This is a genomic window from Desulfobacula sp. (genome assembly GCF_030145145.1).
Taxonomy (GTDB): domain Bacteria; phylum Desulfobacterota; class Desulfobacteria; order Desulfobacterales; family Desulfobacteraceae; genus Desulfobacula.
In genome coordinates, this window is the sequence record NZ_JAQYWD010000021.1 from 84,065 (window position 1) to 106,035 (window position 21,971).

The 21,971-nt window shown below is 39.5% G+C and carries 24 protein-coding genes and 1 pseudogene; 11 read left to right on the forward strand and 14 right to left on the reverse strand.

The genetic code is table 11. The annotated features are described in order from the left end of the window. Positions 1-79: 79 nt before the first annotated feature. The 4 genes from Q1Q15_RS13410 to Q1Q15_RS13425 all read right to left on the reverse strand — a co-directional run bounded on the left by Q1Q15_RS13410 (position 80) and on the right by Q1Q15_RS13425 (position 3,814). Positions 80-382 carry a hypothetical protein gene (locus tag Q1Q15_RS13410; RefSeq protein WP_300460745.1) on the reverse strand — a complete coding sequence of 101 codons (303 nt, stop codon included), beginning with the start codon at positions 380-382 and terminating at the stop codon, positions 80-82. A gap of 241 nt (positions 383-623) precedes the next feature. Continuing rightward, complete coding sequence (locus Q1Q15_RS13415; protein WP_300460748.1) at positions 624-764, reverse strand: hypothetical protein; 141 nt, start codon at positions 762-764, stop codon at positions 624-626. Between the two features lie 151 nt (positions 765-915). Beyond that, positions 916-1,800: a LuxR C-terminal-related transcriptional regulator gene (locus Q1Q15_RS13420; protein WP_300460749.1), complete on the reverse strand. Its 885-nt coding sequence runs from the start codon at positions 1,798-1,800 to the stop codon at positions 916-918. A 643-nt stretch (positions 1,801-2,443) separates the two neighbouring features. Continuing rightward, a complete protein-coding gene (locus Q1Q15_RS13425) occupies positions 2,444-3,814 on the reverse strand; it encodes a cache domain-containing protein (protein WP_300460751.1) in 1,371 nt (456 codons plus the stop codon). Between the two features lie 635 nt (positions 3,815-4,449). Here Q1Q15_RS13425 and Q1Q15_RS13430 point away from each other — a divergent pair. Then, positions 4,450-4,812 carry a hypothetical protein gene (locus Q1Q15_RS13430; RefSeq protein WP_300460753.1) on the forward strand — a complete coding sequence of 121 codons (363 nt, stop codon included), beginning with the start codon at positions 4,450-4,452 and terminating at the stop codon, positions 4,810-4,812. Positions 4,813-4,825: 13 nt separating this feature from the next. Further along, positions 4,826-5,857 carry an aldehyde dehydrogenase family protein gene (locus Q1Q15_RS13435; protein ID WP_300460755.1) on the forward strand — a complete coding sequence of 344 codons (1,032 nt, stop codon included), beginning with the start codon at positions 4,826-4,828 and terminating at the stop codon, positions 5,855-5,857. 220 nt (positions 5,858-6,077) lie between these two features. On the opposite strand, the gene Q1Q15_RS13440 is transcribed toward Q1Q15_RS13435, so the two are convergent. After that, on the reverse strand, positions 6,078-6,230 hold the full coding sequence (locus tag Q1Q15_RS13440; RefSeq protein WP_300460758.1) for a hypothetical protein: 153 nt from the start codon (positions 6,228-6,230) through the stop codon (positions 6,078-6,080). Between the two features lie 501 nt (positions 6,231-6,731). On the opposite strand from Q1Q15_RS13440, the gene Q1Q15_RS13445 reads away from it, so the two are divergent. The 5 genes from Q1Q15_RS13445 (at position 6,732) to Q1Q15_RS13465 (ending at position 10,353) form a co-directional block, all read left to right on the forward strand. Next, a complete protein-coding gene (locus tag Q1Q15_RS13445) occupies positions 6,732-6,881 on the forward strand; it encodes a hypothetical protein (RefSeq protein ID WP_300460760.1) in 150 nt (49 codons plus the stop codon). 177 nt (positions 6,882-7,058) lie between these two features. Next, positions 7,059-7,469: a hypothetical protein gene (locus Q1Q15_RS13450; protein ID WP_300460761.1), complete on the forward strand. Its 411-nt coding sequence runs from the start codon at positions 7,059-7,061 to the stop codon at positions 7,467-7,469. Then, positions 7,462-8,376, forward strand: coding sequence for a tyrosine-type recombinase/integrase (locus Q1Q15_RS13455; protein ID WP_300460762.1), 915 nt, complete (start codon positions 7,462-7,464; stop codon positions 8,374-8,376). The genes Q1Q15_RS13450 and Q1Q15_RS13455 overlap by 8 nt, the downstream gene beginning before the upstream one ends. Beyond that, the gene (locus Q1Q15_RS13460) at positions 8,363-9,337 is read left to right on the forward strand and encodes a tyrosine-type recombinase/integrase (protein ID WP_300460763.1); all 975 of its coding nucleotides are present in this window, start codon (positions 8,363-8,365) and stop codon (positions 9,335-9,337) included. The genes Q1Q15_RS13455 and Q1Q15_RS13460 overlap by 14 nt, the downstream gene beginning before the upstream one ends. Next, positions 9,334-10,353 (forward strand): tyrosine-type recombinase/integrase, encoded by a 1,020-nt coding sequence (locus Q1Q15_RS13465; RefSeq protein WP_300460765.1) that lies wholly within the window; start codon positions 9,334-9,336, stop codon positions 10,351-10,353. Before Q1Q15_RS13460 ends, Q1Q15_RS13465 begins: the two co-directional genes overlap by 4 nt. Positions 10,354-10,970: 617 nt before the next feature. Here the strand turns inward: Q1Q15_RS13465 and Q1Q15_RS13470 are convergent. The 3 genes from Q1Q15_RS13470 to Q1Q15_RS13480 all read right to left on the reverse strand — a co-directional run bounded on the left by Q1Q15_RS13470 (position 10,971) and on the right by Q1Q15_RS13480 (position 13,896). Further along, complete coding sequence (locus Q1Q15_RS13470; protein ID WP_300460768.1) at positions 10,971-12,119, reverse strand: MFS transporter; 1,149 nt, start codon at positions 12,117-12,119, stop codon at positions 10,971-10,973. A gap of 347 nt (positions 12,120-12,466) precedes the next feature. Beyond that, positions 12,467-13,081: a trimeric intracellular cation channel family protein gene (locus Q1Q15_RS13475; protein WP_300460770.1), complete on the reverse strand. Its 615-nt coding sequence runs from the start codon at positions 13,079-13,081 to the stop codon at positions 12,467-12,469. Between the two features lie 503 nt (positions 13,082-13,584). Continuing rightward, positions 13,585-13,896, reverse strand: a complete 312-nt coding sequence (locus Q1Q15_RS13480) for a hypothetical protein (RefSeq protein ID WP_300460773.1) — start codon at positions 13,894-13,896, stop codon at positions 13,585-13,587. A 383-nt stretch (positions 13,897-14,279) separates the two neighbouring features. Between Q1Q15_RS13480 and Q1Q15_RS13485 the strand changes: the two genes are divergently transcribed. The 3 genes from Q1Q15_RS13485 to Q1Q15_RS13495 all read left to right on the forward strand — a co-directional run bounded on the left by Q1Q15_RS13485 (position 14,280) and on the right by Q1Q15_RS13495 (position 16,824). Then, positions 14,280-15,050, forward strand: a complete 771-nt coding sequence (locus tag Q1Q15_RS13485; RefSeq protein ID WP_300460776.1) for a hypothetical protein — start codon at positions 14,280-14,282, stop codon at positions 15,048-15,050. Between the two features lie 577 nt (positions 15,051-15,627). Then, positions 15,628-16,074, forward strand: a complete 447-nt coding sequence (locus Q1Q15_RS13490; protein ID WP_300460778.1) for a MarR family transcriptional regulator — start codon at positions 15,628-15,630, stop codon at positions 16,072-16,074. A gap of 57 nt (positions 16,075-16,131) precedes the next feature. Then, positions 16,132-16,824, forward strand: a complete 693-nt coding sequence (locus Q1Q15_RS13495) for a methyltransferase domain-containing protein (protein ID WP_300460781.1) — start codon at positions 16,132-16,134, stop codon at positions 16,822-16,824. On the opposite strand, the gene Q1Q15_RS13500 is transcribed toward Q1Q15_RS13495, so the two are convergent. The 4 genes from Q1Q15_RS13500 to Q1Q15_RS13515 all read right to left on the reverse strand — a co-directional run bounded on the left by Q1Q15_RS13500 (position 16,799) and on the right by Q1Q15_RS13515 (position 19,817). Then, positions 16,799-17,374, reverse strand: coding sequence for an adenylate/guanylate cyclase domain-containing protein (locus Q1Q15_RS13500; RefSeq protein ID WP_300460784.1), 576 nt, complete (start codon positions 17,372-17,374; stop codon positions 16,799-16,801). The two genes, Q1Q15_RS13495 and Q1Q15_RS13500, sit on opposite strands and share 26 nt — an antisense overlap. Before the next feature lie 361 nt (positions 17,375-17,735). Further along, positions 17,736-18,764, reverse strand: a complete 1,029-nt coding sequence (locus tag Q1Q15_RS13505; RefSeq protein WP_300460787.1) for an FUSC family protein — start codon at positions 18,762-18,764, stop codon at positions 17,736-17,738. Positions 18,765-18,934: 170 nt separating this feature from the next. Next, the gene (locus Q1Q15_RS13510) at positions 18,935-19,333 is read right to left on the reverse strand and encodes a hypothetical protein (protein WP_300460789.1); all 399 of its coding nucleotides are present in this window, start codon (positions 19,331-19,333) and stop codon (positions 18,935-18,937) included. Continuing rightward, positions 19,278-19,817 carry a transposase gene (locus Q1Q15_RS13515; RefSeq protein ID WP_300460792.1) on the reverse strand — a complete coding sequence of 180 codons (540 nt, stop codon included), beginning with the start codon at positions 19,815-19,817 and terminating at the stop codon, positions 19,278-19,280. Before Q1Q15_RS13515 ends, Q1Q15_RS13510 begins: the two co-directional genes overlap by 56 nt. 88 nt (positions 19,818-19,905) lie before the next feature. Here Q1Q15_RS13515 and Q1Q15_RS13520 point away from each other — a divergent pair, with 88 nt between their 5' ends. Further along, positions 19,906-20,382 (forward strand): site-specific integrase, encoded by a 477-nt coding sequence (locus Q1Q15_RS13520; RefSeq protein WP_300460799.1) that lies wholly within the window; start codon positions 19,906-19,908, stop codon positions 20,380-20,382. A 374-nt stretch (positions 20,383-20,756) separates the two neighbouring features. Here the strand turns inward: Q1Q15_RS13520 and Q1Q15_RS13525 are convergent, their stop codons facing one another. Both Q1Q15_RS13525 and Q1Q15_RS13530 read right to left on the reverse strand, forming a co-directional pair. Continuing rightward, positions 20,757-21,776, reverse strand: a complete 1,020-nt coding sequence (locus Q1Q15_RS13525) for a tyrosine-type recombinase/integrase (RefSeq protein ID WP_300460794.1) — start codon at positions 21,774-21,776, stop codon at positions 20,757-20,759. Then, a pseudogene (locus Q1Q15_RS13530) lies at positions 21,773-21,971 on the reverse strand (hypothetical protein); the annotation flags it as partial. The gene Q1Q15_RS13525 and the pseudogene Q1Q15_RS13530, both read right to left, overlap by 4 nt.

A 21,971-nucleotide genomic window follows, 5' to 3' on the forward strand; every position in this document is an offset into this window, starting at 1 on the left:
CACTGACAAAAAAGGCCCCGCAAATATATTGGGGGCCTTCCATTCATTGACAATCATTTATAGGATGATTCTATGGTACTTAGCCGCCTACATTACCAGGTTCAATGTCTTTCCATGCCCTGTCAACAGTGCTTCCAACTGTTCCAAAAAGGTCATCCAGTTCATTTTTCAAGGGGGACCAGTCAGAAGGGCATTCATTTTCCAACTGATTGACACGTACCTGTGCCGCAGTTACCTCTTGATCCAGCTGCCCTATTAATGGCAGGATCTTTTCTTTTTCAGCAGACCCATAAGTATCCGCTACCTTTTTCATTGCTTCTAATTTTTCTTTCCAAGCAGTAACTTCAGCCAGCATTGCTTTGCAATAATCTTTTACTTCCATGACGACTCCTCATAATTTGGTGTTGTTAAAAAAATTAAAACCAGTCCATAAATTTCGTTTTTTTTAGAGGTGTATTATCAACACATGCATTTAGAACTTGTTCGGAATTGCCGGGAACGAAAAATATGATTTCAAATTACAATATACACAATTATCAACCACATGTAATCCCCTATTAATCTTTTCTTACTAAATCAACATATCAAACCAATCTATAACAGTCACATGCGTATATTTATTGTCATCCGGCAACATCGATCCCTGGATCGCACCCGAGATGTTTATCTGGATTTTCACATTCAAAGTTATTGTGGCGGGTATCTTCATGTCCTTCATTTCTTTCTTTATCACTTTCAACATAGTCTTCAAATTTTTTAGTCATTTTGCCACCTCATATGTTTTTTTAGTTTTTAAACGTTTTCTTTAAGTCTCTGCCATTTCCTATTTTCATAACATAAGATATGGCCGTTATGTAATTTTACAATATGAGTGGAATGCGGGTTTAATGATAGCATAAAACTATCATTAATCTATTAAAACATGGATAATAGAAATGATCGTAGATTGGCTTGTTTGTTTTTTAACCCCAGCTTATCACGCAGGTTTTTTCTGTGAAAGCTAATGGTAGCTTCGGAAACAAAAAGAATGTCAGCTATTTCTGATGTGGTTTTCCCATCCTTAACTAGAAACGCAACCTGCATCTCTTGAGGGGTGAGCATAACACTGGCATTGGTCAGTGACTGCATTAACGGAGAAATAATATCATTCAAGTGATCATCCACGATATTGACAAGGGTTCTATCCCTTTCACTAAGCTGCCCCTGTTTTAGCTTTTGAATATAGGGCATGACAAATGTTTTCACATTTGTTAAAAACTTTTTTTCCATTTCAGCTTTATCGCTTTCTCTCTGACGGATTAAAACCTTTAGAGCAATATTCGCTTCTTCAAGACTTTGGTTTTTGTCTTCGAGAATGTCCTGATGTTTTTTTAACGCCTCCTGGGCGAGTTTTAATTCAGTGATATTCTCATGGGAGATTATCACTCTTGGCGGGCCATCTTCTGCAATTAAAACAGCACGCATGTAAAACCATGTGGGTCCTTCAGGTGACTGACATGGATAATCGTATACGAACTCATCTATCTTTTGCTCGATGACCTTCCGGATGCCTGAAGCAACCGCTATGGCGTCTTTAATGTCGTCACCAACTGCAGCCTCACATGTATACAGGTAGTTCATTTGTCTGAAATCTATATTTTCAGGCAGACCGTTGGAAACGGAAAAACTTTTCCAGGCAGCGTTTGTCTCAAGGATAAAGCCATCTTTATCAATTATAGCAATATGGGCTGATAGAGAATTAAACGTTTTGCGGAGCAGCTCGTCTGAAAATACAAATCGACCCTCACAATCTGAATCCATACATAACCACCGAATTTAAGATTAAAATTTAATATCTCAACTTTCAAACTTTAGCTTTAATCGACCCCGTTTAAAAATGGCCAACTCCGAAAGTTAAGTTAATATCAATTTAACCTGAATTTTCTTTTTCTGTAAATACAAACCCGTCTTTAAATAAATAATAGCAAGTTACAGCCGAGTATTCTTTGCTTGAAGATGGTGGAGTTAGAGTGACAAATCGCGGGTTCTCAAGTGAAAAAAATAAGTAAAATTAGGCAGTTGAGAAAAAATCAAAAGAACTCGGATTTGAGATACAAGATCTAATCTGGGTGAAACAGGAATAAGATGAGGAAAATATGCTAAAAAACATAGATAACCATTGGAAACTTACTTTACAGCAGTTCAAACCCTGAAAAATACTTTTCAAAATTAACATATGTAAATTTCTTATACTATTAACTGGATCATTCAAAATGCATAGGTACTGCATATAAAACCGAATGAATGAACACTACGATGTTCTATTATACCACTGAATTCATTCAATTTAAGCTTGATTCAGGCAGGTACAAATAAGCATCGTTCAGGTAAATTTACTAACACTTAAAAGCAAAGTTTTGCCCCTTAGTCATCATATTTGATGGGCCACCTAATGGTTCATATATTATCGATTGGATATTTCAGTTTTTGATGTTCCAGCCAAATCATAAATTTTTCCATCAAGATAATCTTTAGTCTGATATCTTGATATTTTCATCAATTTTTTAGTTATATCTGACATTCGTTCTAATTGTGTTTGAATTTTACAGATTCTTGAGTAATTGGGGTCATCCACAGGCATATCCAGCATTATTAAATCAAAATACCCTAACGCGCTCATCAAGGGCTGGCTCATTTCATGGCAAACAGCGCCGGAAAGCTCAAGAACTCCTTGCAGGCGGTCTTTCTCCCTAACTATCTCTTCGGATTCTTTCCTTGAGGTTATGTCAGTCAATACAGAAATCTTTTTGTCTTTCAGGAAAGCAGACCTAAATTCGATATGTTTGGTATCCCCATTCTTGCATTTGATTTTGAATTCCCGAATTTTTCCCAACTCGCCCTCAAGGATATCTTTATTCCAGGCTTCGATGATTTCTTTACGATAATTTTCATCTGGATATGCTTTTTTAAACCAATCTTCTTTGGATGGTATATCTTCAAGAATATAGCCGGTTATCTTTGTGTAATATGGATTCAAATACAGATATTTGCCGTCATTATCTACCAATGAGATACCATGAGGCGTTCTCTCCAAAATCATCGACAGGGTTTCTTTTTCTTTGCGGAAAGCTTCTTCCATCAATCTTTTTTTGTTCCGGCTTCGAATGGTCTGCCAAGTTATATAAACTGATAAACAGAGAACTAAAAGCAAAATACAAATGAAAATTGTTTTCAGCCCGTCTAAAGCACCCTTTATTTCAAAATTAACATCTTCGATATATATACCTGTCCCAACAATCCATCCCCAAGGCTCAAAACCTTTTACGTAGGAAATTTTGGGGACTACTTTTTGGGGCGCATCTTTCGATTGCCAGAAATAATTTACATAACCACCTTTATTTTTCAACACCATTTCCACCATGGCCATGAACGGGTAGTTCCCTTCGAGGTCTCTAAACAAAGTTACATCGCTGGTTTCAAGATCAGGACGATAAGGATGCATAATCATGAAAGGATGCATATCTGTAATCCAAAAATAGTCTTTTCCTTTTGGGCCATATTTTAAATTTCGAATTCGATTTGCTGCTCTTGATTTGGCCTCTTCAAGTATCAATTCGCCTGATAAAACTCTTTGATTGTATTCAGACAAAAGACTGACTGCACTGTCCGTTAATTTCTGGATAGTTTCTTCTTTTTGATTTATTAGATTATTTTTAAGGGAAGGAATAAAGATAAAAATAATACTGAAAACGAATACAAAAAAAACAAACCATATGGGAATGATTATTTGGAGCAGTGTTTTTAATTCTTTTAGTTTCGAACTATTTTTCATCATGTCTGTAATATCCAGTTGCCAGAATGTCCAAAAAGAATATCAATACTGTAAATCATCACGATTCAAGGGGTTAAGTTAAGTCGTGTTGCCGCACTTAATATCAATATTATGTCCCCCAAAAGATATACTTTAAGGGAAAAAATTGAAAAAAAACCACCTAATTCTTGCTATCCCAAAACTAACACAGCATCCCCAATTTCTTCAATGGAAGTTTTCTTTTTTGTGTTGCTTTTCTTGTATGATCAGTTTCAGATTTGAAATTATACTATATGGGATAGATCAAAATCAAATTTCCAAATCTTGCATTATGGTATATGGGCAATAAAAAACCATTCTGGAATTCTCAATTTAACGAGTATCCCTTGAATTTTGATCGACCCAAAATTATGATTTCTTGCATCATGTTCCTCATGTAAAGTAACAAAGATTGCCTTCGCCTTCCTATATAATACTAAAAAATCATCAATATTTGTAATATTTGGTTATTATTAGTCTATATATTTTATTTAAAATATTAATATTGAAAATTAACAACCATAACAGGTAGATCTCTGGGTAAATTTATTTTTCTTAAGGAAAAGGTGAAAGATGTGTCGGCAGTTGCGAATAGACCTAATGAATACAGGGACGATAGATTGGTTACAATCGGTGGTCTTCCCATTCAGGATATCGTTACATTTGCTGTACCGTATCCCCTTGGTACACAGAAAAACAGAGCGCTTTTAAAATACAATAAAGCCCTGGAGGAACAGGGGCATTTGATTCAATTGAACGAAAGCTTCCTTGAGTCAAAACTTGAAGAACTGGAATCTATTTCATCGCTTTCCGGCACCATTGAAAAATTCACCCTGGCCCGTTTGACAGAATTGGCTCTGCTTTGTGTGGGTAATTATGCAGACAATGGGTGTATAGGCGAGCTTGGCGATCTTATGTTTAATCCGCGCCTGATCCATGTTCATATCAAAGGTAAACACGTTCCGGTAAAAAAAGAACGATAAAGAACCTATTGAGTTGACCAGAAAACCCATTGGTATTGTCGGTTCCATCACTCCCTGGAACTGGCCGTTGCTGATTGCAGTCTGGCATATCATGCCGGCCCTTCGCGTCGGCTGCACCGTGGTATTGAAACCCGCATCCTTCACTCCATTGTCAACACTTCGCCTGGTTGAACTGATTAATGATGTTTTACCTCCGGGCGTTCTTAATGTCGTGGCTGGCAGTTCAGATATCGGAAATGCCATGTCCGGCCATAAAGGAATTGATAAAATCGTCTTCACCGGCTCTATCGGTGTGGGCCAGAACATTATGGAACGATCTGCTTCAAACCTGAAAAGCCTTACCCTTGAACTGGGCGGTAACGATGCCGGTATTATCATGACGGGAACAGATATCGCCCCATTGCTCGAACCCTTATTCTGGAGCTGCTTTATCAACGCCGGCCAGACCTGTGCCAGCCTTAAACGGCTATACGTGCACGAAGATGATTACGAAGATGTATGCAAAAAAATCACCGATTATGTGAGTCAGATCCCTGTGGGCGACGGCATGGATGAAGCCAACCTGATAGGACCTTTGGGGAACGGGCCCCAGTTGAAAATCGTCAAAGGATATGTTGACGATGCAAAGAGCAAGGGGGCAAATATCCTCTGTGGTGGCGAACCCATTCCTGGACCAGGATATTTTTATCCCTTAACTCTTGTGGCAGATGTAACCGATGACATGGATCTGGTCAAAGAAGAACAGTTTGGCACAGCCATTCCCATCATCAAATATTCATCCATTGATGAGGCGATTGAACGTGCCAATTCTCTGGATGTTGGTCTTGGTGGCTCTGTCTGGAGCAATGATGCTGAAAAAGCCAAAGCCCTTGCCCCGCGAATTGAATCCGGTACTGTTTGGATAAATGCCCACGGCAAACTCCATCCCATGGCACCATTCGGAGGTGTTAAACTTTCTGGTGTCGGATCTGAATTCGGACTGGAAGGCCTGAAAGCATATACCACCAACCAGGTGATCAGTGTAGCAAAACCACCTGCACCATAAAAAAATCTCCCCCCAACCATACAGGCCGCCTTATCCCTGGCCGGTTGGGTCAATTTCCATGACTTTCATCACACATGTTAAAACCCCTACTAAAAAAAGGGGTTTTTCTGTTGCATTCGCCAATGCCACGGTGGAGGAACAACAGTCAAAACAACCGTATTACAACAGCAAACCGGCCATTCATAACCATACAAACCCTACCCTTCAAATCGCCGATCTATTATTCTTCAAAGATAAATGTTTGCTTACTATCAAGATAGGCTTTTAAACGATCGTATTCAGCATAAATATCGGGTGGAAAATAAAGAGTGTATTCATCAGGTGCAGGCATCTGATTTTTTTGCCACTTTTTAAAATGAATATTTTTTACCATTAGCCATTCATCAGGCTCATTTGTATGGCCATGTCTTTCACTGCTGTATCTTCTTGAAGGGCCTTTTGGCTTCAGCTTACCACCTTTTATAAACTTTTTTCTTTCATCAACTATCTATAGTCATTCAAAAAAACCATAAATAGGTTTGGTATTCTTTGCAATTATAGGCCCGGTGGAATTTAAGAATAGGATAATTTATGTAGCGGGTTTGATTATGTTGTGTGATTTTATTCCGTATAATTCAAAAAAGATTATCAAATCTTTCTTTTTATTCGTATAATTCAAGGTCAACATCATAGAAAAGCCTGGAGCGCCAACTCCAGGCTTTGATTGTGAACTTCCGCCGATAGCCGGAAAGCCCACACAAACTATTTTCTTTCTACACCATCTTCCGTCTATCTGCAAGACCGGAGGATGCCTTGTATTTAATTTTAATTACATGTCGTTGGTGTGATTTTCCATTTTGTTGCTGTCGGTCGTGCTGGAGAGGCCACGCCTATTGTGGCGATACTTGCCGCAAAGCCGGGAATCTTAAAAACAGAAGGGAAGCCCAGAGAAGATACCGGCAGACGGATAAAGGAAAAAAGCAACACAGGGAAGCAGAAAACCGCCGCCGATACCGCCAAATTGTCTCCGAATCAAAAAAGATGAATGATACACCTTCCACAACGCTGCCGGCCTGGTGTACGACAATAATAATGTGGACCCGGCATCTTGTTTTTGGCCTTCAAATCAAACCATATTGCAGATTTTGCGGTGCCTTGGGTCAACTTGTCACAGAATTTCCCAGGCGGGGGTATGGATAATTGACCAAGCGGGAGGTGCGTCATGATAAAAAAACAAATTCTAAACGATTCAAGGGTGCGTTGTATCAACGGAGGGTTCAGTTTTATTCCCCATCGGTTTCTTACGGGTGGTTTCTGGCAGGCATTGCGTCCTGATGAGCTTTTGTTGTACTTTTTTCTGGTCTTGGCCGGTGACCGAAACGGGCTGAGTTTTTACAGCTATGATAAAATATGTACCTTGCTTAAAATGTCATTGAACCAATACATTGAAGCCCGGGACGGACTGCTGAAAAAGGATTTGATTGCCTTTGACGGCACAATTTATCAGGTGCTTTCTTTACCGGTTAAATCCATACCGGTCCGTGCAAAAAAGCCACCTTCTCGAAAAACCGGTCAAGCGGAATCGGTTGGAAAGATTCTAAACAAATTACTCATGGAGACAAGCCATGGCTGAACTGACACCAGAAAAGCCAATTGCCGATGATATGGAGCGGGTATGCCGGGAATATCTGGATTATATTTTGAAAATTCACCAAAGCGGTCCGGCACAGATCAATTCTATAACAAGGGTCATTAAAGCCTTTGGCAGCTATCTAAAAAAATCCGGAGTAGAACTGATTCGCATCAACATAGAACATGTAGATGAATTTTTGGCGATATTCAACGCATCGTATGCAAAAACCACCCAGCGCCTTTACAGATCTTTTTTACGTTGTTTTTTGCGCTATCTGTATAACGAACGTAATTTGATCAGGCAAAATCTGGCCGACCTTTTGATCAGCCCGGCAATGTTTGGCAGAGTCAAACCACCGCAGTTCTTAAGGCCCGGTGAAGTTCGTCAGCTGTTTGATCGGTTGCCCCACGCCACGGCATGTGAACTCCGAACCTATGCCCAGGTTCACCTGGCTTATTATCTTGGATTGCGGCCCATTGAAATCAGTCGGATCACACTGGATGATATTTCTTTTTGCAAAGGACTACTGCGTTTGGAAGACAGGAAAAACACCCATCCTCTTCAACTGCCGCTCCCCGAGGATACCCTGAAAGCAATAACCGCCTATATCGTCGGTGGCCGTCCCAAAAGCCATCATCGGTCCCTTTTTTTAATTTTCTCGCCGGATACCAAGCCCATGAGTGCCAATCTAACCGGATTTTATTTGACAAAGGCCCTGCGGGATGCAGGGCTTCCAGGTACAGCCTATTGGCTGCGGCATACCTTCGCACAAAACATGCTGGAAGCAGGAGCCAGCATTTTTGAAATCAAAGAAATGATGGGACATGACACGATTGAATCAACAAAAATTTATTTGAGTATCCATGTATCATTGATGCGGAGGGTATTGTTTGATGAAACCGTTTGAAAGTGTTTTGAACAGTGAACTGGAAGACTTTATTGCCTATCGAAAGGGGCTGGGGTTCAGTGGTGACCAAGTCAGATCCCGGCTTGTGAGCTTTGATAAATATGTAAAGAAGCAGGCAGATCCTTCAAGTATTTGGAAACCTCATTTTTATTTGAACTTCAGAAAAGAAATTGGAAATGAACCATCTACTGTAGATAACACCCTGTCTGCTGTTCGATGTTTTTTTGAGTATCTGAAAAGAAAAGACCATCGCCTTAACAATCCGCTAAAGGATTTTCCCGGTTTTCACCGGCGGCCTTTTATCCCTTTTGTATTTTCACCGGAACAGGTTGATATGTTACTGGATGTGATTTGTAGGCGGATCAGGCGGCACACACAAAGGGCTTTTCTTAAAGATTTCAGTGAGTATCTGGTGATACTGCTTCTGGCTCGCTGCGGACTGAGGATCAACGAACCCCTGCGTTTGAAAATGGCGGATTATCGGCCGGATGAAAAAACAATTTATATTGAGAAAACCAAATTCAGCAAAGACCGTTTGATCCCGATACCAGGATCCGTTGCAAGAAAAATTGACAATTATCTGTCATGCCGGGCGGCTCTGATTGAACATGATATCAATCCCTACCTGTTCATAGGAGGCCTGCAAAAGAGGCTTGGAGACGAGCGTATTCGCTTTGTCTTCCACAGTGCCTTGCAGCAAATCGGCATCGAAAGCCCCAGAAAAATCATAGGCGACACCACTTTTGGAAATCCCACCCCGCACAGTCTTCGTCATTCTTTTGCCATCTACACTCTGAAGACTGCCATTGCCCGGAAACAGTCTCCCTGGAATGTGCTGCCTGTGCTCGCCGCTTATATGGGGCATGTGAATTATCAATACACGATGCATTATTTGAAAGTGGTGGATGCAAAAAGCAGGACACGCTTTCTAAAGTTTGCCGAGCGCCGGTGGGAATCATGAGATTGAGCAGTTGTATTTTTAAATTTTTTAACCAATACCTGCCTCAGATAAAAGGATGCAGCCCGAATACGATAAAAAGTTATCGGGATACCTTTTTGCTGTTTTTACCTTTTGCCGCCAGGTACCACAGGATAAAAACAGAGTCCCTGAAATTTGAACATCTGACAACGGATTTGATTTTGAATTTTCTCAACCAGCTGGAATCCGATCGTTCCAACACAGCCAAAACCCGAAATCAGCGCCTGGCTGTCTTGAAGTCCTTTGCCAGAATGATCCGTTTTATCTCTCCTGAACAGCAGAGGTTGACGGATGCTATCCTTGCCATACCCCAGAAGCGCAGCCAACGAAAGTTGATCGGATTTTTGTATCCCCGGGAAATCAACAAAATCTTCAATGCGGTCAAGCTTGAAAAAAAGGACGGGTTCCGGAACTATACCCTTTTACATCTTTTATATGATACCGGAGCCAGGGCAACAGAAATCGCCACACTTCAACTGGATTACTTTGATTATGAAAACAAAACCCTGGCTGTCCTCGGAAAGGGAAACAGATACCGGCAGATTGAACTGCTTCCAAAAACGACTGAACTTGTTCATCAGTATATTTCCGGATACCGCAGTCACCCCACGCCCGTTTTTAAAAAAAATTTGTTCATCAACCAAAGAGGATCTGCACTGACACGCCATGGTATCAACCGCATCTGCAAACGGTGCCTTGAACAGGCGTTGCCATCCAAACGACTGTCTCTCATGCATCCTGTTCATAGCTTCCGGCACTCGTGCGCCGTCCGAATGATCTCCGAAGGCAAGCCCCTGTCTGAAATTAAAAATCATCTGGGACATGCCAGTGTTCAATCCACAATGGTCTATCTGCAACTGGACCTGAATCAGAAGATGCAAATACAGGAAAATTTTATCCACTTCACACGGCAGCAACTTAAATCCGATCCCAAAATAGATGAACTGATCCAATGGGAAAACAAGCAGAATGTTCTTGAATGGCTGGACAGCCTTTGAGAATCCTCAAGGGTGATCGAAGGCACCCTGAAGTACGGCCAGGAGTAAAATGTTATGTTGCATTTTTATTTACAAAATTGTAGTATCCTCAGCAACTCATTGTATTTAAAAGATATTTTAATTTACATGGCCAAGGTTGGCAAACGCACGTTTATCAAGGCTCAGGGGCAACTCGCAACATAAGTTAATTAAGCTTGAGTGCCGATTTATCAATTTGGACCACAAATTAGACTTATTCTGAAACATCATCGTTTGTTTTTCTTAATATAGAACAAACAACCATCTTATGGCTTGTAATAGGATATATAAAGATATCGCAAAAATTAAAATTTGAAAAAGAAACATTAAAAATTGAAAACCACCTTTTAGAGACAATTCTATTACTAATATAAGGAAGATGCCCGTGAACAAAAATTCATTTATGAAGCAGTTTTCAGAAAATATCAAATTCCATTACACCAGTTTTGACCGGGTCATTAGGGTTACACAAACCGGCTGGAAATGGCTATGGCTTTAATTACCTCAAAACACTATTTCAGAAATCTTGTAATTTCAGCGGCTTTTAAAACGGATTTTCAACACCCTGCCGCCCTCCCCCCAACACGATAAGGTTCAAATCAGCGGCCCAAAAATTTCAATACAAACGCACCGACAAGTGACACACATGCGCTCATCAAAAAAAGAAGGGCTCCATATGCCTCATACAAATAGCCGTTCAACAGAAAACCGGCCATCATGCCGAGCCCGTAGGAGACGGCATTGTTGACAGCCTGCCCCAGGGTACGAGTCTCCCCGGTTGAAAGCAGGTCCATATACAGGATGGAGGCAATATGAAAGGTCCCGTAGGTAAATGCATGAAGCATCTGAGCTATCATGATTTCAGACACAGTGACCGCACGCCATAAAAGGCACCACCGGACTGTAGCAGCCAAAAAAGAGAAGAAGAGCACATTTTCAAGTGAGACATATTTTAAAATCCTACCGGAGTTGATCATGACAACGATCTCAGCGATGGAGGCCACAGCCCATGTCGCCCCGATAAAGAAAGTGCCGTACCCCAGCTTATCCAGATGGATGGAATAAAATCCATAATAGGTCCCATGGCTGAAAATCATCAGAAACGAGCAGGTGAGAAAGATCAGGGTCCGAACATTGAGGATTTCTCTGACTCTGGCATGAAATCGTTCCCCCCTTGCTTTCGCCCGAGGCATGGGAATCGAGAAGAGAGCCTGAATCGTGTAACCGACCAGAATGAGGGCCACAATAATATTGACGCTGAAAAGATCGGAAATCTTGCCCAAAATGGCCACAACAAGGATAAAACTCACCGAGCCCCAGGCACGTATCCGACCATACCTGTTCTTGTCACCACCCCCACTTCCCAGCTCATCCATTGCAAAGGCTTCGATAAATGCAATGAGTGGCGCAAAGAAAATAGTATGAAAAATGGTCACAATGACCATACCCGAAAAATCTTTGATATACAGAAAGAAGACCCAGATCGCGGCACTGAGGAAATTGAACAGAACGTAAATCGGTTTTCTCCATGCATACCGGTCGGCAACTATACTCCACCCTATTGAGAAGACGATGGTAATAGCGGTTCTCAGGGCAGACAGGGAACCGATTTCAAAACTGGAAAAACCCAGGTGATGGCAATAAAGGTTAAAATAAGGCAGAAAAATCCCCATCACTCCGAAATAGATAAAATACTGGATTTTCAGTATGCCGTCTGAAGATCCGCTTAAACTCTCCCCGGGTTTCATTGCAGTAGCCTTTTTATTTTTCTTTCATAAACAGATGACCAAATGTTATCACCTATAAAATTTTAAACAATTATCTATTTTCACGCAACCATGCAACGGCACTGGGCTAATATCATTCAAAATGACAGATGATGAACCGCAGTCGGGACATTTTCGGGAGCCGTTATTTTCATGGCGGCCTTTAAATTATAAAATCCCAGCCATTAAAAGGAGATTTTCAATCATATGAGCCCAGTGCCATCTGTCAGATCTTCAAGAATTTCATCAAGATTTGAGATGATATCATTGATCCTCTAAAGCCTTATGGCAGTTTTCATAAGGATAATTAAGCATGAGTATTGTAATCATCATTTTCTATCAACATAAGTAAGCCAGCTTGGGTAGTATAACTTCCATTGAATGGCAAAGGCCCTTAATACAAAAATAATTCCAATGGCATATACTCGATTAAATTCATGAAGTGGGAAAAAATGCTCCAGGATTATAAATAAAATTGCCCCGAGCAATGCTGGTGTTGCATAAAATTCTCTACCAAGAAGAAGAGGCATTCGGCCTGTGAGGATATCTCGGATCATTCCCCCCGCAATCCCTGTAGTGACTCCCATTAGCACGGCCACCGTATTCGAAAAGCCTAAAGAAATAGTTTTTTCTGTTGCAAGTACAGTAAATAAAGACAACCCTAAAGCATCTACATACAAAAGCAGGGGCAAAACATATCTTACAAATTTAACCCCAAAAAAAGAAAGAACGGCTGCTCCAACTGAAACCCATAAATAAGACAAGTCGGCTATCCAGAAGATAGGGTTCGCATCTATGATTATATCCCGTATTGTGCCGCCGCCTAGTGCTGTGGCCACCCCAAGCAAGACAATGCTGAAAATATCCATATCTTTTTTGCCTGCAGCAATCACGCCTGTGATTGAAAAAGCTGCAATACCTACTAATCCCAAATAATATACCATGGTTCACATCACTAAAAGATGGTTACTAAACAATGTTGGTCCCTTCTACTATTTCTTCTATGTATGATCAAGTAAGATCATACCTAATTAACATTTTTTAATCGTTCTATGGATTTGATATTGCGAGCCGCCATCAACAAGAAAGCTAAAAATATTTTGTAAGCAGGGCCAAAATAACTCATTATCAGCCTCAGCCATTGATTCGTATTGATTAAAACGATTAAATAAGGGAATACCCCCGCAAACCGCGTAAACTTCTAATCATGAAGATCATTAAAGGGTTGTTCGTCAAGAGGAACTGATTCTTCACCGAATTCGAATTCAAACTCTTGTTGCTGTTCTTAATTTTCGATCCGCTTAGCTTTTCTTGCTTCAGCAAGAATGACAGTCTTATTGCCCTGCATACGTCCATTTTGAGTAGCTTTTTGTTGCTCTGCAAGATTTTTGCCCATTTTGGGGTTATATCCCCCTAACAGACCTTCTGTACCGAATATTTTTTTGCTCTATATATAATTGTGTATCGTTTGCCTGCTGATTTTAAGGGCATCGGCCAATAAATATTTAGTCGCACCCAATTCAAAAGCATCAATAACAAATAGTTTTTTTGCCGGTTTATCAGAAAGATCGGCCTTTTTAACAATAACATCACGGTTTTTGAGAGTAACCAGGTTCTTATTCCTACTGTTAAAAATCAAAAATAAATTCGCACCAATCTTTTTGATGTTATTGTTTTTTTCTTTGATATTTTGGAAAATAGTTCTTTGTGCATTCCGAGGTCTGAAAGTTGGATCTCCTTGGGGAATATCTATCTCCAATTTGGTTGAATGGGGTTTTGGTTCTTTTGATTTTTATTTTTCCCATATAGCATAATTTCAAATCTGAAACTGAAAAATCTATCCATACCATATCTTGTTTTATGGTAAATTTTTAAAAACCCGGACTGGTGGATGAAGCGCTCGCAATTTGGCGAATTTGACTCCTGACAGATAATAAATAATCGCTAAAATTTTTTATTATAAAATTGAAAAATTTTAAAAAACCATATATAGTTTAAGTGACGAATAAATTTTATTTATGAAGTACAATTTGTTTTGTTTTTCATCCCGGATAATTTATTAATTCTTCTGAGATAATTTCGAAATTCCTTTCCATTGAATAGACCATAATTTTCAATATTTATTACATTAGAGGTGGATTAATGAAATCCCTTCTGTCTTTTTTAACGGAAAGATATAATTATAACATTCGAACTAAAGGCCTACTGTTTTTAGTATTTATCTCTTTATGGACCACTCACTCATTTCCCTTTGAAACCTTCTTGACTGACTGTGGTCTTCCAGAATGTAAAGTCAAATTCAGGAGCAGACATGATGTTTATATCGGATGCGAGGCAATAAAAAGAGCAACCTATTTTTTTAAAATCAATGGATATGAAATAAAAACACCCATAGATATAGAGTTTGTGGGAAATGCCAGAAATAAAATAAAAAAAGGCCGAGGCCATAAGCCATCTATTGACCAGTTTCTGTGTCAATACAATACCAAAACAAAATGTATAAAAATTTCCAGTTGGATAAGTTGCGCTAATTGGAATCGAAAAGCGTTTGCTGTTTTCCCCATGGAGATAGAATTTTTAACTTCAATGGTCACCCATGAAGTGGCTCATAGGCTTTTCGATAGTATTCTCGAATCAAGGGCAGAAATTACATCCCAATCATTTCATGAGTTTATCGCTTATATCGCACAAATTGAAACCATGAAAGAACCTTATAAATCTAAAGTTCTTTCACTTTGGCCCAAAGAAAAACTTCCATCGGTGTTTGCAATCAATTCGTTTGTTTGGATGGCTGAACCTAACAAATTCTCTATCCTTTCTTATAATTTTTTTAAATCAAATCCAGTTGTTTTTCAACGGATTTTGAATGGCAAAATCAAACCCATAGAAATGGAATTTATTTTAGATTACTAAGATTCCATTTTATTCAACTTACATCAAAAAATTTAACATTGATCAACAGTAGGATTAACTTTCAGAGATATGGTTATCCTGTCAACTTTGTCTATCTTACAAGGGTTTGAATTGAAATTTAAAAGCGGTTATTGGCAATCGGAGGGCTCAGTCCACACAAAATCTGGGTACAGCGATCATAAAAAGACAATATAATCACTGGCTGAGTACCTGAATATCTTCCTCAAATGAAGGTTTTTTATCTCCAATAAAGAACATTCTGTCAGATTTTTTCTGAATCAACTATATTTTAAACAAAACTGATTTTTTAAATATCTTTACTGATTCTTTAAATATTGTTATGAAATTTTTATTCGATTTCAAAGAACTGGTCGGATATCATTCAAATTTGCAAGATACACAGAACCCCACATTAATTTGTGTGCGACAAACGGCTATACCAAATTCATCTTTGGTTGTAATGAGTTCCGTTAGAATTTAAATTATTCACTGCTTTTACCCTCCCCCCATAATAATCAAGGAAATATTTTCTTGGTTTTTCCTTGACACAAGTGTTTATCATGTATACACTATGCGTATGAAAAAGATAAAACAAAAATTCAACTCTATATTGAAATTGGCCCAGCAAATGGAAACTGAACCGAAAAAATACGGCACAGACACCATGCTTACTGGCGTAGAGATTCATCTCATTGAGCTTGTCGGAGATAACGAGAACTCCAGTGTGACCGATGTGGCAAAATTGTTTGGAGTGACCAAAGGTGCGATCTCACAACGTTTCAAGAAGCTCGAACATAAAGAACTCATCAAAAAAGATGCAGACCCGGCCAACTCATCCCGGACAGTCGTGACCCTTACATCAAAAGGCAAGGTAGCATATTTTGCCCATAAGCACTGGCATGAAACCATGGACGGTGGTCACAAGGAATATTGGAAAACTCTTGGGCCAGAAAAGGTCGCCGTTATAGAGGAATTCTTAACCAAAACAGAAGATTTTTTTCAACGCATGCTCGCAAAAAAATAGTTTTTTTTCTTTTAAGTGTATACGTACTAAACATCAAACAAATACAGGAGAAACATCATGATCAATGCAAACGAACAACGTGTATGCCCGGTAGAAAACGCAGGCAGTCTGGACAATGTCTTCAGAAAATGGCTTCAGAACCCTGAAAAAATCCTGCGGCCCTATATACAACCCGGCATGTCGGTGATGGATTTTGGCTGCGGCCCTGGTTTTTTCACAATGGAAATGGCTCAAATGGTAGGGGAAGGCGGGAAGGTGTTTGCCGTTGATCTTCAGGAAGGGATGCTCCAGAAACTCAAAGAAAAAATCCGCTTAACTGAGTTGGAAAACCGTATCCAGCCACATCAATGCAAAGAAAGCGGCATAGGGGTATCTGAATCGCTCGATTTTGTACTGGCGTTTTATGTGGTTCATGAAGTGCCGGATCAGGAGGCCTTTTTTCATGAACTGAAATCCATTGTTCAACCAGGTGGCAAAGTACTGGTTGCAGAGCCACCGTTTCATGTATCAAAAAAAGTGTTTCATAAATGCCTTCAAAAAGCTCGAAAAGCTGGCTTCAATGTTGAAAAGGGACCGAGTGTTGTACTGAGCAAGACAGCTTTGTTGAGCACTGATCAATATGCTTGCTCAAAAAAAGAGAAACAAGACAATTCAAGCAATCAGTCCATAATATATCATGAAAGTGCTGTGCAATATGAAAGCGATATGAAAAAAAACTTTATCATTAACATGAACAAATGTGTTGTATGATTGTGCCTTTAACCCGCTTACCGCTCAACTCAGAGTTATACAGAAGAAAATATAGGTGCGTATTTTTTACAGAATGTTCACCAATATATTCATAACCCCACTTAAGCTTGTTCCTGACATGATCATAAGCACCTCTTGAAATACAAACGCCTCCTGGATCAGCTAAACCTTCAATGCGGGCTGCGATATTAACCCCTTCACCATAAAGGCTGTCTCCGTCCTGAACGACATCACCGATGTTAACTCCAATACGGAAAACCAATCGTTTATCATCCGGCAGATCGTCATTCCTGATTTTCAATACATTTTGGATCTCCACGGAACATTCAACTGCATTTACGACACTGGAAAATTCAGCAAGCAAGTTATCACCAGGGGCATCAACAGCACGGCCGGAGTGTTGGTTGATTATTTCTGTCATGATGCACCGGTATTCTTTCAGTGTTTGGATCGTGGATGCTTCATCATTGGTCATCAGAAGACTGTAACCTTTGACATCGGCACTAAGAATGGCTCTGAGCTTTCTTATAACTTTTTGCTCTGTGCTCATTTGATCTCCTTATGGGTCAAATTGACGTTTTACAGAACTTTAGCAGTAGGAAGATGCTGAATAGATTGAGTGCGTGGTTTATAGAAATATAAAATCAGGAAGTGCGTTTCGCTTCCAACGAATATACAACTGCTTATTGATGGGTCAAGAGATTGTTTGCATGTTTTTTCATAGAAAACCTGATTCAACACCTTTTGGTGAGCGACTATTAATGTGGTATTTGGAAAAAATTTAAAAAGCCCGGACTGGTGGATGAAGCGTTCGGTAAATTGGGGAATTTGACTCCTGTTTGAAAAATACCATAAATACTCGTGGGAAATGATGATAGAGCAAGATAAAATTCACAGAGATCCTGATGCGATTATGATTTGCAGATTTTAGCTCCTGCAAGTATATCTTCAGCAAAATATTGGAGGCTGCTGTAAAACGAAAAAACCTGTATCAGTTTTTTTGAATCAAATCTGCGAATCAAACCTTCTTTTCTGATATTTAAAAGCTTTATATCAAGATCTGTAACCATATTCTCAAGCTTATTTGTTGTAACCAAAAATTCATTTTTCATAGTTGCGGATAACGTTTTACCACTTTCTTCGGCAAGTTTTTTAAGTTCGGGAGACATAATTATATCATACCCGTCATCATCCAAAGAATTAAGAGTCCGGACCATATTTCGCAAATGTTCTACAGAACGATTCATGAGTGATACCTTATCAGAAAATTTTATATTTAATTTTTTACGGTAGATCATTGCTTCATGTTGATTGATTTTTTGTAACAATGAATGATTTTCCCAAACATCTCTGACGAGGTCATCTACAAGCGTGCCTTCTACATTTTGCTGTTTTGATATAAAAGCATCCACCAGGACACAGCATTTTTTAGTACACTCTAATGATTGAGATTCAAGCCTTTCCATAAGAACATCAACTCTTCTTTTAGGAAAGACTAAAACCGATATCACAAAAGCACAGAGGATACCAATAGCAATTTCAAAGACCCTGAATAATCCAAAAATAAAAATATTTTCAACATCAATTCCAGTCATAACTATAATTACAACTGTGATTGCTGCCATTCGATAACGGGTTTTGTAACGGGTTAGAAAACTGCATATTCCAATAGTCATGAACAAAGCTACCCCAATGAAGATACTGTTTGGGGGGGTAACAAATAATACCAGCACACCTAATATTGCACCAACAGTTGTGCCGGAAAGTCTATAAAGGCACATCTCTATAGAGTCTGCCACATATATCTGCATCACGATAACAGTTGATATGACTGCCCAGTGACCGAATTCAAGGTTTAAAAGCATGGTTGTCGCATAGGCTAGGACAGCTGCTAAAGCGGTTTTTAACCCATGTATCACATGTGTCGATGAAATATTCATAATACCTTTACTAATAAAAAAACTGATTCTTTTATACTAAAAATGTATAAAAAGCAAACTTGATTCTTCCACAGAAAATTAAACGCAATTTTTAAGCCTTTATTGAGTAAGTTTTTGAAGTAAATAATAAAGAGACTAAATGTAATGTCAGATTCAATCTGCTGATTCGACTATGCAATCAAAGGATCAGGACTATGCCTCTTTGCTGGCAGGCTTGATTGGCGGTGCATATTCATTTTTAATTCACGAAGTATTCTGTACATGGTTGATTCAGAACCCAGATAAATTCCCAGGTCAGCGAGTTTCGGCACAATCTGATTCGGATTGGACTCAGCAAATTCAGGCGATTCTAATACATTAACTATTTGGGTCTTCTCATCATCAGAAAATTTATTGTCAGGGGCGGCTCGAGAACCCTTTCGGCTGTCCAACAGACCATTTTTACCCCACCGCTGGAGAGTTCGAATGGTCAGTCCCAATAATTGGGCCGCCTTGCTTTTTCGAGCTCCGGATTTACAAGCCTCTAAAATCAAATTCAACACAGTTTGTTTGTCTTCTTGGTTTATCAATCGTCCTCTGGATCCCCCCAAATTTCTTGGGCTTTTTTTTTAGAACCAGCAAGGCTGCAGTTTCTGCAAGAGCTTTATCTTTGCGGGATAAGTCTTTTTTTAAAGCAGCGATTTCTTTTTTAAAGTTTCTGTCTTTTTCAATCTGTTCTTTATTTGATTTTGGAATCATTGCTGATATGGCATCTTTTTTCCACTGGTCCAGATTATGGATAAAAATACCGGTTTTGCGGCACAAGGCAGTGCGTTCTTCAGTAGTCATGGAACCCGTTTGAATTATTGCTGAAATACGTTCTTCGGCTGTCCAGTCCTTGGGGCGTTTTTCTTTTGATTTCAATTTTATGTTTCCGTTTTGTTTACATTCTTTTAACCATTTGCCCATTGTAGACCGACCAACTCCAGACTCTCTTGCGATTTCATAGAGGGGTTTGTTTCCCTGTAAAACCTTTTTTAACACAGCCTCTTTTGATTGGATAGGATATCCCATGTTTGTCACCTCATTGCCCCCGATTTAATTTTTAATTGAGGCGACATCTATCCTGACACAGGGGGATAGGGATGTTGTCGATGAAATTATTTTCAGGACAAATCATTCCAGAAATCGCTTACTGCTTGAGTTGATGGCAAGAGGTGGTATGAGAGTCGGGGAAGTTCTGAAATTAAAAGCTAAGAATGTGAACGGCAGAAAGTTGGTTTTATCTGACCCGAAAAGCGGAAATCAGACTGAGATAGTTTTTATCCCCAAAAAAATAGCGGATCGTCTACGGGAATATATCGTCTCCGCAAAGATGGGAGATGACCATAACGTGTTTCCATTAGGATACACTAGAGCCCGTGAAATTGTTCAAAATACAGGAAAAATGATAAATGTAAATTTGAACCCTCATGATCTTAGACGACATGCCGCCACTTACGCAAGCAGATCAGGGGTTCCCATTGAAATCGTATCAAAAATAATTCTCCGCCATGCGAATCTATCAACTACCCAGCGTTATCTTGGAAAAGTCAGTGATACAGAGGCTATCCACTGGATTGATAATCTTTACAAATAAAATTTACGGGGATTGGTAAAAGCCGATCCCCGATTTATTCTAAACCACCATATCTTGTGCCAGGCCTCAATGACAAACATGATAAAACTATGAATACAAGTAGTTGCCCAACTGAGTATCTGTTACCCTGAGAACTGGCAAAAGAAGTCAACGCCTTTTGATTAAAGAATTAAATCAACTGTAGATAGACTTATGTTGTGAGCGGCTCTAACCACCTGATTTTTAAAAGGATTTTAACTCTTGGCTATGCAAATTAATATTTCCATTAAATTCAAAAACTTATAAGTGATTTCAAGATTTTTTAAAACAACTCGCAACATAATATTTTGTTTTACTACGTAGGTCACCGTGTCTGAGCCAGGCAGTACCTATCGTTAAAGACTGTCTAACCAGGTTAAAATTTCTTCATTGTTTTTCCAATTTACTAACTCTTTTATTTTTTTATCATGTTTTATTTTCAGTCGTGTATATTTTATAAATTTCTTTTGGATGTCACGTTTCCTGGACAAATCAAGCTGCAGATAGGTCATTGTGGATTCTATACTTTGATGCCCAAGGCGGTTTTTTATATCAGAGACCGCGTAATTTGAGGCCAGCATACTCACGGCACAGGAGTGACGAAAACTGTGAACCGGACTCAGATTTTTGATACGCTTTGGAGGCAGGGCTTTTGCTAAGTATTTCCTGCAGATCTTATTAATGCCATGCCGTGTCAGTTCTTTTTTCCGCTGATTGATAAACAGTCGGTGGGCATAGAAAGGGATCGGGTCGATACGGTAGTTTAAAATGTAGCTTGTGATCAACGATGCTGTCGTTGGCCACAGGTGAATAAGCCGGTACCGATTTCCTTTGCCCAGGATAGCAAGCGTCTGATTTTCAGGATCAAAATAATCAAGATCAAGGCTTGCCACTTCGCTGGCCCTGGCTCCGGAGTCATAAAGAACGTGAAGTATGGTATAATCCCGCATCCCTTCTTTTTTCTTGAGATTAACAGCATTAAACACTTTCATGATCTCCTCAGGATATAAAAATCCGATCAGTTTCTTTTGAGCTTTCTTTTGTGGCAGAGTCAGGATAACGTTGGCCATCTTTTTTTTGTCCGGATGCATGAATCGGATCATCTTGGCTAATGACTTGATCACGGCCAGTCGGTTGTTTCGTGTCTGAACGGTGTTTCTCCGATGGGTCTCCAGGTGATTTAAAAAAGACAGCACAGCATCTGTTGTTAAATGATCTATTTTCAGTGACTTGAGCTTGATTGAATGATGGGCGGCTAAAAAAGGTAAAAACAATGAGAACGTTTCCTGGTACGTTCTGATGCTCTGCTCACTGGCGCCTTTTATCCGGGGCAAATATTGATTAAAGAACTGATGTAAACAACTTGATAATCTCATATAGCCTCATTCATTGACATTGAAAAATCAAGCATCTGTCGGCGATGCTTTGCATCCAGTACCTTCAGGTATTTGGTTGTATATTTGTACTCGCTGTGTCCCATGTAAACTGCCAGCACCGGCAGTGCATTTTGAGGGGATTTGCCCTGTTGTTTAATACGTTTCAGGGTATTCACAGCAAAAGAATGACGAAGA

Bases quoted from the DNA above. Each gene is read 5' to 3' on its own strand.
- Q1Q15_RS13410 (WP_300460745.1), bottom strand. From the start codon at position 382: ATGGAAGTAAAAGATTATTGCAAAGCAATGCTGGCTGAAGTTACTGCT.
- Q1Q15_RS13415 (WP_300460748.1), bottom strand. From the start codon at position 764: ATGACTAAAAAATTTGAAGACTATGTTGAAAGTGATAAAGAAAGAAAT.
- Q1Q15_RS13420 (WP_300460749.1), bottom strand. From the start codon at position 1,800: ATGGATTCAGATTGTGAGGGTCGATTTGTATTTTCAGACGAGCTGCTC.
- Q1Q15_RS13425 (WP_300460751.1), bottom strand. From the start codon at position 3,814: ATGATGAAAAATAGTTCGAAACTAAAAGAATTAAAAACACTGCTCCAA.
- Q1Q15_RS13440 (WP_300460758.1), bottom strand. From the start codon at position 6,230: ATGGTAAAAAATATTCATTTTAAAAAGTGGCAAAAAAATCAGATGCCT.
- Q1Q15_RS13450 (WP_300460761.1), top strand. From the start codon at position 7,059: ATGATAAAAAAACAAATTCTAAACGATTCAAGGGTGCGTTGTATCAAC.
- Q1Q15_RS13455 (WP_300460762.1), top strand. From the start codon at position 7,462: ATGGCTGAACTGACACCAGAAAAGCCAATTGCCGATGATATGGAGCGG.
- Q1Q15_RS13460 (WP_300460763.1), top strand. From the start codon at position 8,363: ATGAAACCGTTTGAAAGTGTTTTGAACAGTGAACTGGAAGACTTTATT.
- Q1Q15_RS13465 (WP_300460765.1), top strand. From the start codon at position 9,334: ATGAGATTGAGCAGTTGTATTTTTAAATTTTTTAACCAATACCTGCCT.
- Q1Q15_RS13470 (WP_300460768.1), bottom strand. From the start codon at position 12,119: ATGAAACCCGGGGAGAGTTTAAGCGGATCTTCAGACGGCATACTGAAA.
- Q1Q15_RS13475 (WP_300460770.1), bottom strand. From the start codon at position 13,081: ATGGTATATTATTTGGGATTAGTAGGTATTGCAGCTTTTTCAATCACA.
- Q1Q15_RS13485 (WP_300460776.1), top strand. From the start codon at position 14,280: ATGAAATCCCTTCTGTCTTTTTTAACGGAAAGATATAATTATAACATT.
- Q1Q15_RS13490 (WP_300460778.1), top strand. From the start codon at position 15,628: ATGAAAAAGATAAAACAAAAATTCAACTCTATATTGAAATTGGCCCAG.
- Q1Q15_RS13495 (WP_300460781.1), top strand. From the start codon at position 16,132: ATGATCAATGCAAACGAACAACGTGTATGCCCGGTAGAAAACGCAGGC.
- Q1Q15_RS13500 (WP_300460784.1), bottom strand. From the start codon at position 17,374: ATGAGCACAGAGCAAAAAGTTATAAGAAAGCTCAGAGCCATTCTTAGT.
- Q1Q15_RS13505 (WP_300460787.1), bottom strand. From the start codon at position 18,764: ATGAATATTTCATCGACACATGTGATACATGGGTTAAAAACCGCTTTA.
- Q1Q15_RS13515 (WP_300460792.1), bottom strand. From the start codon at position 19,817: ATGGGATATCCTATCCAATCAAAAGAGGCTGTGTTAAAAAAGGTTTTA.
- Q1Q15_RS13525 (WP_300460794.1), bottom strand. From the start codon at position 21,776: ATGAGATTATCAAGTTGTTTACATCAGTTCTTTAATCAATATTTGCCC.